Below are 17,774 nucleotides of genomic sequence, written 5' to 3' on the forward strand. Positions count from 1 at the left end.
TTTATGCTGTTTTTCGCAATTCTAGTATATCAGATGAACGTGTCTTTTGTGTTGCACTTCATTTTACAACAGGGCTAAAATATAATTATTTGTGTATATACAACTGTTTCTTTCATAATTTATAACAGAATGAGATAATTATTTTCAACATGATAATAGCATAAATTTATAAGTTCTTCAAGCGTAATTATTTATGATTTAAACTTAATTTGAAGAATCTATTCTAATAGATACATACACTATCTTTAGTATAAGATTTAACTTGATTCTTAAAGAGAACAATGCTATGATAAAGTTATCGTTATTTTTATGAATTATTAAGTAAAATACTTTTAAAGTTTAGGAGAAACAAAATGTCAGAAATTACAGTATCGCGTCAAACTGGCCTTGTAGGTGTATTAATGAAGGTAAACGTTTATATCAATGGAGAATGTGTTGCCAACTTAAGCAAAGACGAAACCGTTATACTTCCGCTTCCTGAAGGGCTTGATATGGTTAAGGTCTACGTAGATCAAAGAGGAGCCTTCACTCGTTCTAAGGAAGTGATCGTAAAAGCTGGTCAAACAGCTATTATTAAAGCTTCAGCTATGAAAACACTTCTAGGTATTTTCGGAAAAATCTTAGGTCTTCCTTATCTTTCAATCGAAGTAACAGATTAAAAAGCCAATGAAAATTGGTTTTTTTTTTAGGACTTAAATTTTTAATATAAGCCTACAGAAAAAGGAAGCAGGTTTTATCCCTTTGACTCCCAACTAGTCTATCCTTTTTATCTTATGACGGGCTTACAGCTTCTTTATAAACAGATGACAGTTTGCTCCATAAAAAAACAAGGGATTCTTCCCTTGTTTAGAGTGACTGCTTGTATTAGAACCAGGAAAATAGTTTCATGATGAACTGATTCATTTCAACGAGACGTGAATAATAATAATTTCCCCCATTAACGTAGAGCTCTGAGCCATGTAAAAATGAAATAGGATGGAGATAAAGATAGGTCTTCCCTGTGACATTACCAAGACTCGGTGCAACCACTTCTTTTGAGTATTTACGAGCTAATTCAAGACTGTTTTTCCCGCCATTTTTTTCTACATATTCAATGTAATCCTGTCCGAAATTATAAGCCTGAACAGCTGTCCAGGGATCGACTCCCTTCTCCTTTGCTTTTCGCAGATTTTCAGAGAGGGTTTGAATTCCTTGGCGTATACTTTCTTTGTTATTGGTGATAGAATTTGTCTGGCCTGTTGCACTTTCACTGGCCTGCATGACATCATCTTCCTTGCCCTTGGTCTCTGTATAAATCATAGCAAGGATCAGATCTTCATTAGTACCAGTATCTTCCTCAGCCAGTACTTCACGCACTAAGGTACGATAAGTCATGACCTGTTTTACATCCCGGTGTATCTGATAGCCCTTGTATATGAAAAAGACGAGCAAGAGGCAAAAGAAAATTTTTATTATTCGTTTCATCATTATTTATTCTGAATGTCCTCTATATTCTTGATGAGGATCGAGTAGGTCCCATTCTCATTCTGGATGAACTCTACTGATTCAGCATCTTCGTAAACATGGTTAGGGACCAAAAGCTCAATTCCGTTTGAAAGGGAGAGTTTTTGGTTTTCAAATTTCTTCAATTGGCGGCTGGCATCAATCTCATCGAAGCGAACAGGATCTGGAATAGTCTCTTTCACCTGATCGACAAAACTGAGTCGAGCTGTTAAGTTGTTATCGAACAAATCATTGGCTAACTTTTCAGGTGACAATTCATTCTCTTCTTCCAGTTGGTTGAAAATTGCTGATTTGACCTTGGATTGGAACTGAAAATCATCTTGTTGGAAGTTCTCAGCAATCCGTTGGGCTGTTTTTTCGATTTCTTTGATCGATTTTTTAGGTGAAATCTTGGGTTGCTCCTGGAGGAGATTCTCAGAGAAATAGTTCAAGAAAGCGCCATTGTACTTGATTCGTTTTTCGATCAAATGGTACTTGCGGCTTTGAAGATTGATAACCAAGGCTTCATCAGCACCCGTTCCAAAGCCAGGTAGATTGTTTTGCGTCAACTTAATCGGATTATCCACTTCCCCACCAAGATGTGTCAAGGTTTCCCGTAAGGCGATCCGAAGAAAGGCAAAATGATCCACCCCTTCTTTTGAGAATTGGATAAACACCAAATCGTTGGTCTTTTGATTCTCAGAGACGACAAATTCTTCTTTCCAGCGATTGGCTAAGGCTACTGAAGTTTCTAGGAGATCATCCGTTATCATCTCAAGGAATGGATTGTCTTCCTTAAAAATGCCGGTCTTGGCCTCATCGGAATAGACCCGCTCAATCTTTTTGCGCAAGTATTCCTCAATTTTTGGGGTGATATTCAGGAATTTGTCTGCTAGATAAAGATCGGTATCATCTGGGCTAAATTGATGAATGATGGCTTTTTTTACGTAAATGTCCATAAGATGGTTTAGTCCTCGTAAAGTGGGAAGGCATCTGTCAAGGCTTTGACTTGGTTCCGCACTTCTTCTAATACAGTTGGGTTCTCTGCGTTTTTCAAGGTTTTGATCATCAGTTCAGCCACTGTACGGCTTTCCTCTACTCCAAAACCACGAGCGGTGATGGCTGCTGCCCCAATCCGGATTCCACTGGTCTTGAATGGCGACAAGGTTTCATAAGGAATAGAGTTCTTATTAAGGGTAATGTTGACTTCATCCAACAAGTTTTGCGCCACTTTCCCATTTTCAACGACTTTCGTCACATCGACAAGGAAAAGGTGGTTCTCAGTTCCGCCTGAAATGACACGGAAATCAGGATCTTGTAAGAAGACATCCGCCATGGCCTGACTGTTTTTAATGACGTTCGATGCATACTCTTTAAAGGCTGGATCCAGTGCTTCCTTGAAGGCTACTGCTTTAGCTGCGATGACATGCTCCAAAGGTCCTCCTTGAATACCAGGGAAGATAGCTGAATTGATCTTCTTGGCCAAGTCTTCATCATTGGTCAAGATCAAGCCACCACGAGGGCCACGAAGGGTCTTGTGGGTGGTCGTGGTCGTGATATGTGCATAAGGAACTGGGCTTGGGTGAAGACCTGCTGCGACCAAACCAGCGATATGGGCCATGTCAACCATGAGCTTAGCTCCTACTGCATCCGCAATTTCACGGAATTTAGAGAAATCAATGATATGAGAGTAGGCTGAGGCACCAGCAACGATGAGTTTTGGCTTCACTTCTTGGGCTTGTTTTAGGATGGCATCAAAATCCAAGAGCTCTGTTTCAGGATCTACACTATAAGACACAAAGTTATAAGTTTGACCAGAGAAGCTCACAGAAGCTCCGTGGGTCAAATGTCCGCCGGCAGCTAGATCCATCCCCATGACGGTATCACCAGGCTCAATCAAGGCCATATAGGCAGCACAGTTTGCCTGACTTCCAGAATGCGGTTGAACATTAGCGTACTTAGCTCCAAAGATTTCTTTGGCTCGTTCGATCGCGAGACTTTCGACCACATCGACCACATCTGTCCCGCCATAGTAACGACGACCAGGGTAGCCTTCGGCATATTTATTGGTCAGAATAGACCCTTGAGCAGCCATCACTGCCTTAGAGACGACATTTTCAGAAGCAATCAACTCAATATTGTTTTGTTGACGCTCTTCCTCTTTAGCGATCGCATTCCATAGGTCTGCATCATAAGCTTTGTAATCTTCTTTATCAAAAATCATCGGTCTACTCCTTTATAAAAAAATTATTTATGTACATTATCACTGAGGAAGTTCATCTTCCTCAAAAGAAAGCTCCGGCACTTGTGCAAGCAAATCAGCTTTTGTAATAGAACCTTGCCGCAAAATCCTGGCTTTGGAACCAGAGATATCCAAAATAGTTGAATCTTGGCCTGTCAGAAAGTCATCATCCTCTATACCAGGAACCACTTGATCAAATTCGCTTACAATAGCCCTATACTTTGTTCCACTTGCATGACCTGAAAGATTGGCAGAGGGACCAACCAAAGGGCCGTATTTACGAATTAAATCCAATGTCTTCGGGTGAGCCGGTATACGGAAACCAACTGTATCCAATCCTGAATGAATCCAGTTAGGTACCTTTTCATTCGCTTGAAGAATAATAGTTAGAGGTCCAGGTAAAAATGAATGAATCAGTTTTGTTAAATAGCTAGGTTGGTTTTTCGAATAAATTCGAATCGTTTTTTCATCGGCTACATTTAAATTCAGAGCCTTGTCTCTTGGTCTACGTTTTAATTCGTATATATAATCAACTGCCTCTTGATTCAAAGCTTTGGCAAAAATACCATAGACTGTTTCAGTTGGCAGAATAACCGCAAGTCCTGCTTCTAATTCTTTCTCAATGTTATCCATTGTCTACTACTACCATTCTATCTTGTCCAAATTGGTCTTTCAGAACGCGAACGCGTTTGTTGGGAAATACTTCTTGAAAGAGCTCTTTTACTTTGCCTCCTTGCTTATAGCCGATTTCTAGATAAATCTTTCCATCTTCTGTTAAAACACTTGGTGCCTGCTTGGCAATCTTTTCGTAGATGGCATATCCATCACGATCCGCAAAAAGAGCTAAGTGGGGTTCAGAGGCTAAAACATTGGCTCCAACCTCTTCTACATCATCGCGAGAGATATAGGGTGGGTTGGACACAATCAGGTCATAAGGACCTTCTAGTTCGTCCAGTACATCTGACGACTTGAATTCAAGAACTGCTTCTAGCTGCTTGGCATTTTCTTGAGCAAGGGATAAAGATTCTTCTGACACATCGCTAGCTTGAACCTGCCAGGTAGGTCTAGCAAGGGCTAAGCTAATAGCGATAGCCCCACTACCTGTTCCGATATCTAGAACTCGTAAGGCTTCCTCATCGCTTTCCTCCAGTATGAGATCCACCAATTCCTCTGTCTCTGGTCGTGGGATCAGCACGCGCTTGTCAACTGTAAAAACATGGCCACAGAATTCTGCGCTGCCAATAATATACTGGGCAGGGACGTGATGTTTCAACTGCTCAAAGATGGATTCAAGCAAGTCCTGGTCCTCTGCTTCCACTTCTTTTTGCAAGGCAAGGACAAAGTCTGTAAAGGTCCAGTTTTTTAAAGCCCGATACGCGAAGGAGAGGCTTTCTGCTTCCTCTCCAACGGCTATTAATTCTTCTTCATACTGAGCTAATAATGATCCCAACAACATTATTTGTTCAACTCTTCTAGTTTTTGTGTTTGGTCATACAAGACCAAAGCATTGACCACTTCGTCCAGTTTACCAGATAAGATAGTATCCAGTTTTTGAAGGGTCAAGCCAATCCGGTGATCGGTCACACGATTTTGAGGGAAGTTATAAGTCCGGATCCGCTCTGAACGGTCACCAGTACCGATAGTGGACTTCCGCTCAGCGTCTTGCTCGTCTTGGGCAATCTGAGCAAAGTGGTCAGCCACACGCGCACGGATGATCTTCATGGCTTTTTCACGGTTCTTCTGTTGCGTCCGTTCTTCCTGCATCTCTACCTTGATGTTGGTTGGCAAGTGGACGATACGAACGGCTGTTGCGACCTTGTTGACGTTTTGTCCACCCGCACCAGATGCGTGGTAGATATCAATCCGAAGGTCTTTTGGATCAATATCGTACTCGACTTCTTCAATTTCTGGCATGACCAGAACGGTTGCTGTTGAGGTATGGACACGACCTTGGCTTTCTGTCACTGGAACCCGTTGCACCCGGTGGGCACCAGATTCATACTTGAGTTTCGAATAAACCGATTGACCAGAGACCATGGCTACGACTTCTTTGATCCCACCAACGCCATTGTAAGAAGCTTCCATGACTTCAAAGCGCCAGCCTTGGCTTTCTGCATATTTTTGGTACATCTGCAAGAGGTCCCCAGCAAACAACTGGGCTTCGTCTCCTCCTGCTGCTCCACGGATTTCCAAGATAATGTTCTTGTCATCGTTTGGATCTTTTGGAAGAAGTAAGATCTTCAGTTTTTCTTCATACTCTTCTTTTTCAGCCTTGGCATCTTTGAGCTCTTGCTTGGCCATTTCTTCCAAATCTGCATCGCCACCTGATTCCTTGATCATTTCTTCAGCATCGACGATATTTTGAAGGACTTGTTTGTATTCTCGGTATGCTGTCACCGTGTCACGAGTGGAAGCCTCTTCTTTTGAAAGCTCCATAAAGCGTTTGGTATCAGAGACTACATATGGGTCACTCAATAATTCCCCTAACTCTTCATAACGGTCTTCCACAGCTTGTAGTTGATCATAGATATTCATATTTGCTCCTTAATTCTTGGTTGTTAGATCATAGATTGCTACAATTTCGTCTTCTATGACTTCGCCAGTTTCTTTAAATCCATAATGGAGATAGCAAGATCTCGCATGTTTATTTTCTGGTTCATAAGATAACCAAAGACTTGTTGCTTTTCCAGCTGGCTCTGTTCGAACAAAGTCAATGACTGCATCCATAGTCTGTTTAAAATAGCCTAAACCTTGAAATCGTTTATCTATCATAAAACGAAATAACAAGTAGTTCCCCTTACTGATCCCAATTTTCCGGTCATAGGCAATCATAACAAAACCAACTAATACTTCCTTATCATAAACTGCTAAGGGAGCTATAAAATCACCATTTTTATCATATACATAGGCTTCAGCTAAACTAATGGAATTGGATGCAATAAAATTCCTTTGGTTTGGATGAACTTCTAGATTTAAAACGTCAAAATAATTCTCTATTGTAATATATTTTAAACAAATAGACATTTTTATCCTCTCTAAAACGTTCTAGACGCTTTCAGTTGGAATGTCCGGATTAAAATAATGCTTGCGGCAAACGGAGATATAGGTCTCGTGACCACCGATTTGGATCTGCTCTCCATCGTAGACAGGTTTACCCGCTTGCGTACGCAAGACCATGGTCGCTTTTCGAGAACAGTATTGGCAGATGGTTTTGATTTCCTCGATCTTGTCTGCTAACAAGAGGAGGTGTTTGGAACCTTCAAAGAGTTCATTTCGGAAATCATTTTTGAGGCCAAAAGCCATCACCGGCACATCCAGTTCATCAACAACCCTAGCCAAGTCATAGACATGGTGGCGTTTCAAAAACTGAGCTTCATCGATCAAGACACAATAGGGTTTCTCTTCCAAACTTTGGATATAACCAAAGATATCCGTCTCATCTTCGATGGCCATGGCTTCTCGTTTCATACCGATTCGGCTAGAAACTACTCCAACTCCATCTCGTGTATCGATTGCTGAGGTCATGATGACGACACTCTTGCCTTGCTCTTCATAATTATGGGCCACCTTCAAAATTTCAATGGTTTTCCCCGAGTTCATGGTCCCATATTTATAATATAATTGTGCCATTTTCCTTTTGTTCTCTCTAAAATGTGTTTCATTATATTATAACACGGGCAGTAAATTAGGGCAACTTATAGAGAGGTTCACCATTGGATGATGGACTATGGACGTAGAGTTCTACGAAGCCTTGTTTTTCCTGTTTGCACTAGCAAAAATTGAACTCTGTTGCCACATCATTTTTGTTATTTGAGAATAAAAAAAGCGTCTATCATTTCCCTGATAAAATGACAAACGCACGGTGAGAGACCACTTTTTACAAATTAATTATACCATAATAGGTGAAGTTATGTAAGTAGGAAGTACTAAATATTGGTAAAAAATTTTTATATGGTTATTAAACTTATACTCGCAACATCTACATAGACTCCTCCTTTTCATATAAAATATGATAAAATAAGGTTAAGATTTATAAAGGAGGTGGCGCAATGCCATTTGTACGTATTGATTTATTCGAAGGGCGCACCTTGGAGCAAAAGAAAGCTCTGGCCAAGGAAGTAACCGAGGCTGTCGTTCGGAATACAGGTGCTCCCCAATCTGCTGTTCATGTCATTATCAATGATATGCCTGAAGGAACCTACTTCCCTCAAGGCGAGATGCGCACTAAATAAGAGAGTGGGACAGAAATCGGTAATTCGTTAGAATTCGATTTCGTCGTCCCACCTCCGCACAGTTGAGTAGGGCTGTAAAAGCTAATGAAAATAGCGTAGGAGAGCCCACTCAACCACTGCGTCTTGCTCGATAATCTAAAGACAATTGAGAGGCTAGGACTTTTGTCCCAGCCTCTTTTAGGAAATTTGGTATTTCTTTTGTATCTGCCATAGTCGAAGTTGGTAGCAGATTCCACTCACGACAAGGCTAGAAATGAGGCCAATCCAATAAGCATAGGGACCGAGGTCAGTCACATGATCAAGGAAAATCCCTAGAGGAATAGAGATACTCCAATAACTAAAGACTCCTAATAAGAAAGGAACGGTTGTATCCTTATAGCCTCGCAAAATTCCTTGTAGGGGGGCTGCAAAGGTATCGGCTACTTGGAAAAAGAGACTAAAGGTCATGAATATAGCCGTTTGCTGAACAAAGATTGGATCCTTGCCATACAATCCAGCCAGTTGGTAGCGAAATGTATATAGAAAGACAAGGGTAATAATCGCAAAGCCAAAGGCTGTCAATCGTCCCAAACGGCAATATTGTTTCACTACCTCCGGTCTTCCGGCTCCTAGTTCGTAAGACACAATAATGGCCATGGTGCTTGAGATACTAACTGGGAAAGCATACATCATGTTTGAAAAATTCATGGCCGACTGGTGACTGGCAATAGTCATAGATGGGAATTTAGCCATGAGCAAGCCGACTACAGAGAAAATAATCACTTCAGCAAACACAATTCCACCAATCGGTAAGCCCAATCGAATCGTCTCTTTCATCTCTTTGAGATTGAGAGGTTGGATCTTCCATAGTTGGTAGATAGCTACTTTAGGGTGCTTAAAGAGGATCAAAAAAGCAATGATGAGGAGGACCCAGTAGGCCAAGGATGTCCCTAGTCCCGCCCCTGCTCCTCCAAGCTCAGGTAGTCCAAAAGCTCCATAGATCAACATGTAGTTAAAACTAGCATTCAAAGGCAATAAGAGGAGCATGAGGTACATGGATAAGCGAGTGAGGCCCAAAGTATCCAGCAAGGAACGGACCACACTAAAGAGTAAGAGGGGCAAAATTCCTAGAGATAGAAAGGCTAAATAATGGGTCGCAATCCCAGCTACGACACTTTCTAAACCAATTTTTCTTAGGACAATCGGTGCAATCAGCAAGACAAAAGCGATCAAGAGGACAGCCATCATAAAAGAGAGATAAATGAATTGATAAAAATCAGAAGCAATTCGTTTTTTATTGCCCTGCCCTAAATGATGACCGATAATTGGCGTTAAAGCTGACACAATCCCCGTTAAAAAGGTAAAAAAGGGATTCCAAAGACTAGTGGCAGTCGAAACTCCAGCTAAGTCCAAGGTATTGTATTGTCCCGTCATGGCTGTATCAACAAAACTAGCAGAGTAGTTAGCAAGCTGATAGACCAGGAGAGGGATAAATAGACTGACAAATAAGCGCAAGCGCTCTTTAAAATGATGGGTTAGATACATGGTAGGACTCTCTTCTTATCAAGTTAAAATTTTCTCTTACCACTCTACTATATGTCTCCTTAAATGTCAAAAAAATTAAAAAACTGAAGATCTAACGGATCCTCAGTTTTTTAGATTATTTTTTATTGCGATTCAAGATGGCGTTGAGAATAATTGCCAAGACGCTGGCAACAACAATCCCGTTTGCAAAGAACATTTTAAAGGCGCTTGGTAGACCATTAAAGAGGGTGCTGTTGTTTAACCCTACCCCTGCTGCGATCGATACAGCCGCGATGAGGAAATTGTGCTCATTGTGTTCGAAATCAACACGCGCAAGGATTTGCATCCCTTGAATAGACACAAAACCAAACATGACTAGCATAGCTCCACCAAGTACTGGACTTGGAATGATTTGCGCCAAAGCTCCAAACTTAGGAAGGAGGCCAAGAAGAACGAGGAAACCAGCCGCATAGTAGATTGGAAGACGGGTCTTGATACCAGACAATTTCACCAAGCCGACATTTTGTGAGAATCCAGTGTAGGGGAAGGTATTGAAAATACCACCGAGAAGTACGGCCAATCCTTCAGCACGGTAGCCATTACGAAGGCGCGTGCTATCAATTGGATCTTTTGTAATATCTGAAAGGGCAAGATAGACACCAGTCGATTCGACCATGGAAACAGTTGCGATGATACACATCATGACGATTGAAGTAATTTCAAACTTAGGAGCTCCAAAGAAGAAGGGCGTTGGAACGTGAAGGACTGGAGCTTGTTCTACAGGAGTGAAGTCTACCAAGCCCATAAAAGCTGCGATAGCTGTTCCTACAATCAACCCAATCAAAATAGAAATAGATTTGATAAAGCCTGTCGTATAGATGTTGACCACAAGAATGATGAGAATGGTAATCACGGCCAAAATCAAACTTTGAACCGTTGGTTCTTCAGCATTGTTTCCCATATTCCCAATCGCTACTGGAATCAAAGTCAAACCAATGGTCGTAATGACAGATCCCGTCACAATGGATGGGAAGAGGTTGGCGATTTTCGAGAAGAATCCTGAGACCAGAACCACGTAAATCCCTGAAACAATCAAGGCACCAAACATGGCCCCACTACCATGGCTAGCCCCAATCATGCTAAGAGGTGCTACAGACTGGAAGGCCACCCCAAGGACGACCGGAAGACCAATCCCGAAATGTTTGTTTAACTGCAATTGCAGGAAGGTGGCTACCCCACACATAAAGATATCTGTAGAGATGAGATAGGTTAGTTGCTGGGCATTATATCCCAAAGCGCCCGCAATCATAATCGGTACTAGAATAGAACCCGAATACATGGCTAATAGGTGCTGCAAGCCTAGAATGGCTGCCTGTGAATGGTTTTCTTGTTTTTGCATTAGATGTCTGCCTCCTTAAATACAACCTGACCATTTTCGAAACGGTCCAAACGAGCAAGTGAAACAACTGGGTAGCCGAGTTCTTCTAACAGTCCACGGCCATCTTGGAAGGATTTCTCAATGACGATACCGACGGCTTCTACACTCGCACCAGCTTGTTCGATAATCTGTATCAAGCCCTTAGCTGCTTGGCCATTTGCCAGAAAGTCATCAACGATCAAGACACGATCATCTGGTGTTAAAAACTTGCTAGCAATGGAAACCGTACTAGTCACTTGCTTGGTAAAGGAATAGACTTCTGCTGTCAAAATCCCTTCATTCATGGTAATATTCTTGGCTTTTTTAGCAAAGATCATGGGAAGTTCCAAAGCTTCTGCCACATAGAGGGCAGGAGCGATTCCGGAAGCTTCAATCGTCACAATCTTAGTCAGACCAGCATCTTTAAAGCGTTCCGCAAAAGCCTTCCCAACTTCTTTCATCAACTGGTAATCCACTTGGTGGGTCAAGAAGGAATCGACCTTGAGGATATTCTCTCCCAGGACATTTCCGTCTTTCAATATGCGTTCTTCTAATAATTTCATGTTTTCTCCTAAACAGTTTGGAACAAAAAATAGAGACTTACCAAGTAAGCCTCTACAGAATCCAAGAATCCCTGGATCAATCTAAGACTTACTTATTGTTAGGTGTTCCGGCACCTTGTAGAGACCTTGCGCCAATCCGCAAGATAAATAAGTAATTGTAGTTTTAATGAGAGTCACCATTCCAGATAGAATTCTTTACGATGACATAATCGACATGCTTGAGATCAGCAACCTTGCGACCTCCAGCATAGGAAATTGAACTTTGCAAGTCTTGCTCCATCTCTGTCAAGGTATCTTGCAGATGACCTTTGGCTGGTAGAAGGATTTTCTTACCTTCAACATTTTTATAGGCCCCTTTTTGGTACTCTGAAGCAGATCCATAATACTCTTTAAAGGCTTCCCCGTCGACTTCAACAGTCTTCCCTGGGCTTTCAATGTGACCTGCAAAGAGAGAACCGATCATGACCATGCTAGCACCAAAACGAATGGATTTCGCAATATCTCCATGGGTCCGAATTCCACCATCTGCAATAATCGGCTTGCGAGCTGCTTTTGAACACCAACGAAGGGCAGCTAACTGCCAACCGCCAGTACCAAATCCAGTCTTCACTTTTGTGATGCAGACCTTACCAGGTCCGATCCCGACCTTGGTAGCATCTGCTCCAGCGTTTTCCAACTCACGAACAGCTTCTGGAGTTCCGACATTTCCTGCGATGACAAAGGTATCTGGTAATTCCTTCTTGATATGCTGGATCATTTGGATGACACTATCTGAGTGTCCGTGAGCGATATCGATGGTGATGTATTCTGGTGCGTCGTCCTTGAGTTGAGTCACAAAGTCGTACTCATAGTCTTTTACTCCAACTGAAATGGAAGCAATTAAGCCCTGATCGTGCATACGTTTGATAAAGGGAATGCGACCAGCTTCGTCAAAGCGGTGCATAATGTAAAAATATCCCCCTTTAGCCAGTTGCTCGGCCACATCCTCATCCAGGATAGTCTGCATGTTGGCAGGTACCACTGGTAGCTTGAAGGTGTGCTTACCAAACTGAACGGTCGTGTCAGCTTCTCCACGACTTTTGATAATACACTTGTTAGGGATTAATTGAATATCTTCGTAATCAAAGATTGGAAATTCGTTTAACATACGGATTGGAATCTCGTTTCTAAATTTTAAATCGTGATGCGTCATCACTACGCCTTCCGACGTTTCCATTCAAGATTATAGCAAAGATACGGAGTCGATTCAATTAGAATGCTGATTATTGAATTAATGTTCGGAAATTACTAGACGATTCTTTAGAGCAACTTCTGTATATAAGTTATTTATGAACAAATCTGAAGCCAATTGATGATTTCTTTGCTGACAAGATTAGGGACGGCTGTATAAAAATCGTGACCGAGATCCTTTAAGAGTACCTTCTTGATAGAAGGATCTAAATTTTCAAATGCTCTAGTTCTCCAATCGGGCTCATCTTCGTATTTAGGTCCGATGAATAAGGCCTTGGTATCCGTTAGTGGAGCTTGAAAAGATCGAAGTACCCGTCTGAGTCTCAGCAAGGAAAGAACAGCTTGCGGATCTAGATCCAGTTCATAATGATGGAGGTCAGGATTCCAACGATAACTGGATTGAATGGCCTTTATAGCAGCTTGCGAAGGATTGTAAGTATCTCCAAGTTCACTTGCAACAGCTTCTTCTAGAGATGGAAATACCTGTTGCTTGAGATAGGCGAGTGTCTCTTCGATTTCCTGCTCTAGTGGTAAGATCTGGTCCATATCAAGATAGCCGCCATCTAGCAGAACCAGGTGTGTAATTTTCGGCATTTTGGATGCTAGGTATCGAGCCAAATCTCCACCTAGTGAATGGGCAATGATACAAGTATTTTCATCAGAATCCGCATGGACTTCATCAAACCAATCTACTAAATCTTTTGCAGATTCCAGTTTTACCTTATAGGGATCTAGATACGTAATGGTGTATGGAAAGCAGTGAGTAAATTCGCTCATATGATTTTCGTTACTTCCCAGTCCTCCGATAAAGTAAAACTTCATTCTTTCACCTCTATTTCCTTAATGATTCTGGCTGGATTACCAGCTAGGACCACATTATCCCCGAATGATTTGGTCACCACTGCACCAGCTCCGACGACGACATTATCGCCTAAGGTCACTCCTGGAAGGATGATAGCCCCTCCACCTGCCCAGAAGTTGTCTCCAATCGTTATCGGAGCTCCATATTCTTTTCCTGAATTTCGCTCATCTGGATCTAGCGGATGGAGAGGCGTGAGAAATTGGCAATTGGGACCGATCATGGCGTTCTTTCCAATCCTGATCGGGCAAACATCCAGCATGGTTAGGTTCCAGTTGGCATAAAAGTTCTCTCCCAAGTGGATATTCACTCCATAATCACAAGCCAAAAAAGGATGAATGGAAACATTATTCCCTGTGGACCCGAACCAACTTTTTATGAGTTGACTCCGCTTCTCTCCATCTGCTTCTTGGTTAAAGGCATATTGCTTGGCCCGAGCTTCTTCTGCCAACTTCCTCAATTCTGGATCCATGGGACTGTAAAACTCGCCAGCAATCATCTTTTCATATTCCGTTTTCATAATTATCTCCGCTCTATAGTAAAAAACCACTCATAGTGAGTGGACTTGTTTATCTCTTAATGGTACATCAGGTAGCCATCGAAGAGCTCAAATATTTTTCCTATCGCTCGGAAAACAAGAGCCGCAACAAGGGCAACCAGCAAGAAGTAAGCTACAGCAAAAATCACACTAATGATCATCATGACACACTCCTTTTTAATGTACTTTTTCCACTCTCTATTATACTCCTGGCCTATTTTAGATTCAAGGAAAACGCTATCAAATTCTGATTTGTTTTCAGTTTGTAATTTACAAAAATTTTCAGACAGGAGGAACGAGTGAACTATACTAGAGAGTGGTATAAACAGTCATCAGTGTCATAGCTTCTTTTTCATATTTTCAAGAGATTCCATACTTTTATTGTAAAGTTTATTTTCCTCTTGATATGTTTGGCTTAATCTAGTTTCAAACCTAGAAATACTCTTTTCAAAGTTATCTCTATTTTCTTCTAATAGCCGCAATTCATGTATTGGAAGTTCTTGATTGTTGTTATGACAAAAGGAGATGATAAGATCGGTCATAGATTCAGAAAGTCTTTTTGCATCTCGCTTCATATCTTGATAATCCAATTCATAATCCGCCACTTTCCTTCTAAAAGCTTGATGATCACTCTCGACTTTACTAATTTTATCATTGATATTCATGAATTCTCCTAAAGTATTGGACTGGAAAGATCAGGTTTAGGTACTTCTGTTAAAATTTTTTTGATGGCATCAGCAGCACCCCCTGTTAATCCTCCTTCTAGGGAAGCAGGTACTTGAGAAGTGGCGAAATTCTGCATTTTAAACGCCTGATTAGCCAGCCAAGTTTGTAAAATAGCCCCTTCGGCCATTAGGACACCTTTTGTTGCTGAAACTAGAGCCTGGATTGCCAATCGTTCTTGAACTTTCATGTATTCAGTTTTTATGCGCTCTGCTTCTAATCGATCTTCAGTATTCGGTTCAATCATTCATTAACTCCTTTTAATTGCTAAAAATCTTGGCACCTATTTGATCACTTTCAATAATTCTATCAGCAACCTTATTCAGATTATCTGAAATCTGAGACATTTTATTCTTATAATCGCTTGCTGCAGTGATAGTTTTTGTCTCTTTGCCACTGTTCCATGCAGTATCCAAACTTAATTCAGATAATAGAGCCTCTACTTCACTAGATGGTAAGTGACGAGCAATACTATATGCTTCAGTTTTAAGGGATGAAATTTTTTGAGAAACATTTTCCTTTGCAGATTCAATTTTTGATTTAACTTCTTCTTCGTAAACCTCAGCTTGAAGTTTCGTGTTTTCCGCACTTACTCGGACCAATTCTTCTCTTAAACTAATTTTTTTACTACCGGAACTAGTCTTCAAGGAATCCTTTAATTCTTTGATTTGTTTGATATTTAAAGAAATCAAATCTTGTTTAGTTGGCTCAGGAGCGAAAGGACCGTATTCTACTTCATAGCGTTCGATCAATTCTGGTCTAGCCATTGTTTTATAAGCATTATCAATACTAGATTTGCTTAATATTTTGTCTACAATTCTTTCAACTTGGCTCTTCGACATTCCTGAACAAAATAGAAGATTTTTTTCATACCACTCAAAATCTGGACTATTACCTTTAATCTTGGGTAAACCAGCATTATGATGTTTACCTTCGACAGTAAACACTTTACCATATGGAATAATCCCCCCGTGACCATCCCAACTTGTTAAATCTTTCCCTTGATCACTGTATGAGTGTAAGTGCTTATTAAGATATGCTAATTCTTCATTACTAATCCCCTTATAATCGGACGAATTCTTGTACAAAGAAGCCCATGCACCCCAATCCATGAAATTTGTAATCTTCTGGACTTTCATTTCCGCAGCTACTTTAGCAACAGCTGGTCCTGCTTGACTAAATCCCGACATATTACTAATATTAACTTCTTGTCCTTTACCAGCCATTTTTTTAGCACTAGCTAATGATTGATTATAAAATTCTCGAACATCCTTTGTCTGTTCTGTTAATTGAACTCTTGCTGTTACTGCATTAAATCCAGACTCTATAACATGATTATTAATGTCTCCATCGGGAGCTTGAGTTCCGGCAACAACAATAGTAGTTTGACTATAATCTGGGTGTCCTTCCTTATCAAGAGGCGCAACAGCAATGGCTTGGGTGGTTTCGTTGACTTCGTTGATTAATTGGTATTTCTTTCCGCTTCTTTCAAGACCAAATTGTTCATTAACATTTTTTTCTTTTATTATTTTTAACACATCAACTTGTAATTCCTGTACCTGTTCATCATTTAATGCCATTCCCAATGATATCCTTTCTTGATTTCTGTATTATAAATAACCTCTGCACTTGGACTACCTTCCTCACTTTTAACCACGTCCTTCAGCTGTCCATCTTTAACAAGCGCTTCAATGTTTTCATCCATCTTGGGGTTAGATGATAGTTTGACTTCCTCAGGGAGTTTTTTATTGCCTGCAATATCAATAAAATCATCTCCTACTCTTAGCTCAATTATTTCTTCATCAAATCCATTAAAATCCAATCTGACATCACCATAATCTCCATAACTAGCATAACCGAAATTTTGAACTGTTCGACCTAAATAGACTTTATTACCATGAGTATCATAAATGACAGGAACAACATTGGCATGAAACATGCTCTGCCCATCCCCACCTTGAACAAAAATTGGTGAAAACTCTATTTTACTGACACCAGAGTAATGCTCTTTAATGTAAGTTGCCAGTTGTTCTTCTAACAAACGAAATCCTCGTTTGTAAAGTTTCACTCCTTTGTCGTCCAAAACATCACTAACATTATATGGCGAATTTTGATGTTCAATCCACTTTGTCATACAGTATCCCCCTCCTGAAACTAAGATAATTAATACAGCTATAATTGCAAGTTTTATTTTCTTCATTAACTGTCACCTCTGCATCTAAATGAAAACGAATCCATTTTTTTCTGTTTATATTATATCACGATATAATATTCCTTGCCGATTTTTTTCTGCCATATTATCCATAAGCCTCCCCTGATTAATAAAGGATTATTTCCATTCTGAATAACTCCCTCTAATAATTTGAAGGTTATAAACTATCTCTACATTAGTACTTCCATTCTTACTTTTAATAACATTTTTTAACTGACCATCATTTACCAAAGAGTCAATGTTGTCATCTGTTCCTTTAATAGGAGGTGTTAATTTCGCATCCTCTGGTAAGTGATTTGCATTACTAACATCGATTTTTTTACCCAGAATTGGTGAAACTTCTAGCAAAATACTTTCATTACCAAGTTGGTCAAAGTCAAGAAATAAGTCCCCAGTTGTTCCATATGATGGATAACCTTTTTTGCCTATTCGCTTCCCCATCACCGCCCTATTCCCATATTCATCATAGATTACGGGAAGCACATCTGCCGTAAATGGCGGATTATCTTCACCGCCTTGGATAAAAATTGGTGAAAATTCTATTCTAGAAATTCCTGAATAATTCTCCTTGATATAAGTTGCCATCTGTTCTTCTAACAAACGAAAACCATGTTTAATTATTTTTTCTTCTTTTTTTTTCCAAACCTAAAGAGATGTTAAATTTAGTCATATAAAATATTCCTCCAAAAATTATAATTGATAAATTGTAAAATATAGTGCAACAAAAAAACTCATAGCGTTTCATTGGGGTAAACTGTAAGTATTCACACAAA

The 17,774-nt window shown here is 40.4% G+C and carries 22 protein-coding genes and 1 riboswitch; of the genes, 2 read left to right on the forward strand and 20 right to left on the reverse strand.

The annotated features are described in order from the left end of the window. The first annotated feature begins 353 nt into the window (after positions 1-353). Positions 354-659, forward strand: coding sequence for a hypothetical protein (locus tag K1J10_RS08000; RefSeq protein ID WP_061563974.1), 306 nt, complete (start codon positions 354-356; stop codon positions 657-659). Between the two features lie 205 nt (positions 660-864). Here K1J10_RS08000 and K1J10_RS08005 read toward each other — a convergent pair whose 3' ends face one another. The 8 genes from K1J10_RS08005 to K1J10_RS08040 are packed head-to-tail and all read right to left on the reverse strand — an operon-like array spanning position 865 to position 7,354. Then, on the reverse strand, positions 865-1,467 hold the full coding sequence (locus tag K1J10_RS08005) for a lysozyme family protein (protein WP_048789029.1): 603 nt from the start codon (positions 1,465-1,467) through the stop codon (positions 865-867). Beyond that, positions 1,467-2,441, reverse strand: coding sequence for a nucleoid-associated protein (locus K1J10_RS08010; RefSeq protein ID WP_048789030.1), 975 nt, complete (start codon positions 2,439-2,441; stop codon positions 1,467-1,469). The genes K1J10_RS08005 and K1J10_RS08010 overlap by 1 nt, the downstream gene beginning before the upstream one ends. An 8-nt stretch (positions 2,442-2,449) precedes the next feature. After that, a complete protein-coding gene (gene glyA / locus K1J10_RS08015; protein WP_223356637.1) occupies positions 2,450-3,706 on the reverse strand; it encodes a serine hydroxymethyltransferase in 1,257 nt (418 codons plus the stop codon). Positions 3,707-3,745: 39 nt separating this feature from the next. Further along, complete coding sequence (locus K1J10_RS08020) at positions 3,746-4,357, reverse strand: L-threonylcarbamoyladenylate synthase (RefSeq protein WP_223356639.1); 612 nt, start codon at positions 4,355-4,357, stop codon at positions 3,746-3,748. After that, positions 4,350-5,180, reverse strand: a complete 831-nt coding sequence (prmC, locus tag K1J10_RS08025; protein WP_223356641.1) for a peptide chain release factor N(5)-glutamine methyltransferase — start codon at positions 5,178-5,180, stop codon at positions 4,350-4,352. The genes K1J10_RS08020 and prmC overlap by 8 nt, the downstream gene beginning before the upstream one ends. Continuing rightward, positions 5,180-6,259: a peptide chain release factor 1 gene (prfA, locus tag K1J10_RS08030; protein ID WP_223356642.1), complete on the reverse strand. Its 1,080-nt coding sequence runs from the start codon at positions 6,257-6,259 to the stop codon at positions 5,180-5,182. The genes prmC and prfA overlap by 1 nt, the downstream gene beginning before the upstream one ends. Positions 6,260-6,268: 9 nt before the next feature. After that, positions 6,269-6,748 carry a GNAT family N-acetyltransferase gene (locus K1J10_RS08035; protein WP_223356645.1) on the reverse strand — a complete coding sequence of 160 codons (480 nt, stop codon included), beginning with the start codon at positions 6,746-6,748 and terminating at the stop codon, positions 6,269-6,271. Between the two features lie 21 nt (positions 6,749-6,769). Beyond that, complete coding sequence (locus tag K1J10_RS08040) at positions 6,770-7,354, reverse strand: thymidine kinase (protein ID WP_125329409.1); 585 nt, start codon at positions 7,352-7,354, stop codon at positions 6,770-6,772. A 419-nt stretch (positions 7,355-7,773) separates the two neighbouring features. On the opposite strand from K1J10_RS08040, the gene K1J10_RS08045 reads away from it, so the two are divergent. Next, a complete protein-coding gene (locus K1J10_RS08045) occupies positions 7,774-7,956 on the forward strand; it encodes a 4-oxalocrotonate tautomerase (protein ID WP_001117401.1) in 183 nt (60 codons plus the stop codon). 177 nt (positions 7,957-8,133) lie between these two features. Here the strand turns inward: K1J10_RS08045 and K1J10_RS08050 are convergent, their stop codons facing one another. From K1J10_RS08050 to K1J10_RS08100, 12 genes are all read right to left on the reverse strand, one after another. Beyond that, on the reverse strand, positions 8,134-9,480 hold the full coding sequence (locus K1J10_RS08050; RefSeq protein ID WP_223356648.1) for an MATE family efflux transporter: 1,347 nt from the start codon (positions 9,478-9,480) through the stop codon (positions 8,134-8,136). A 115-nt stretch (positions 9,481-9,595) separates the two neighbouring features. Beyond that, complete coding sequence (locus K1J10_RS08055; protein WP_223356650.1) at positions 9,596-10,858, reverse strand: nucleobase:cation symporter-2 family protein; 1,263 nt, start codon at positions 10,856-10,858, stop codon at positions 9,596-9,598. Beyond that, positions 10,858-11,439 (reverse strand): xanthine phosphoribosyltransferase, encoded by a 582-nt coding sequence (locus K1J10_RS08060; protein ID WP_223356653.1) that lies wholly within the window; start codon positions 11,437-11,439, stop codon positions 10,858-10,860. The genes K1J10_RS08055 and K1J10_RS08060 overlap by 1 nt, the downstream gene beginning before the upstream one ends. A 75-nt stretch (positions 11,440-11,514) precedes the next feature. Continuing rightward, positions 11,515-11,610, reverse strand: a riboswitch (purine riboswitch). Continuing rightward, positions 11,603-12,586, reverse strand: a complete 984-nt coding sequence (gene guaC, locus K1J10_RS08065) for a GMP reductase (protein WP_223356656.1) — start codon at positions 12,584-12,586, stop codon at positions 11,603-11,605. (Overlaps the previous riboswitch by 8 nt.) 179 nt (positions 12,587-12,765) lie before the next feature. Then, positions 12,766-13,491, reverse strand: a complete 726-nt coding sequence (locus K1J10_RS08070) for an alpha/beta fold hydrolase (protein ID WP_223356658.1) — start codon at positions 13,489-13,491, stop codon at positions 12,766-12,768. Beyond that, on the reverse strand, positions 13,488-14,048 hold the full coding sequence (locus K1J10_RS08075; RefSeq protein ID WP_223356662.1) for a sugar O-acetyltransferase: 561 nt from the start codon (positions 14,046-14,048) through the stop codon (positions 13,488-13,490). Before K1J10_RS08075 ends, K1J10_RS08070 begins: the two co-directional genes overlap by 4 nt. Positions 14,049-14,104: 56 nt before the next feature. Further along, positions 14,105-14,230 carry a hypothetical protein gene (locus K1J10_RS10745; RefSeq protein ID WP_023023285.1) on the reverse strand — a complete coding sequence of 42 codons (126 nt, stop codon included), beginning with the start codon at positions 14,228-14,230 and terminating at the stop codon, positions 14,105-14,107. Between the two features lie 174 nt (positions 14,231-14,404). Continuing rightward, positions 14,405-14,731: a hypothetical protein gene (locus tag K1J10_RS08080; protein ID WP_223356664.1), complete on the reverse strand. Its 327-nt coding sequence runs from the start codon at positions 14,729-14,731 to the stop codon at positions 14,405-14,407. 8 nt (positions 14,732-14,739) lie between these two features. Next, the gene (locus K1J10_RS08085) at positions 14,740-15,036 is read right to left on the reverse strand and encodes a hypothetical protein (RefSeq protein ID WP_223356666.1); all 297 of its coding nucleotides are present in this window, start codon (positions 15,034-15,036) and stop codon (positions 14,740-14,742) included. 13 nt (positions 15,037-15,049) lie between these two features. Next, positions 15,050-16,369, reverse strand: coding sequence for a hypothetical protein (locus tag K1J10_RS08090; protein WP_223356669.1), 1,320 nt, complete (start codon positions 16,367-16,369; stop codon positions 15,050-15,052). Continuing rightward, a complete protein-coding gene (locus K1J10_RS08095) occupies positions 16,360-16,989 on the reverse strand; it encodes a hypothetical protein (protein WP_223356671.1) in 630 nt (209 codons plus the stop codon). Before K1J10_RS08095 ends, K1J10_RS08090 begins: the two co-directional genes overlap by 10 nt. Positions 16,990-17,118: 129 nt before the next feature. Continuing rightward, positions 17,119-17,586, reverse strand: coding sequence for a hypothetical protein (locus K1J10_RS08100; protein ID WP_306790304.1), 468 nt, complete (start codon positions 17,584-17,586; stop codon positions 17,119-17,121). Between the last annotated feature and the right edge of the window lie 188 nt (positions 17,587-17,774).

The organism is Streptococcus australis (genome assembly GCF_019930045.1).
Lineage (GTDB): Bacteria > Bacillota > Bacilli > Lactobacillales > Streptococcaceae > Streptococcus > Streptococcus australis_D.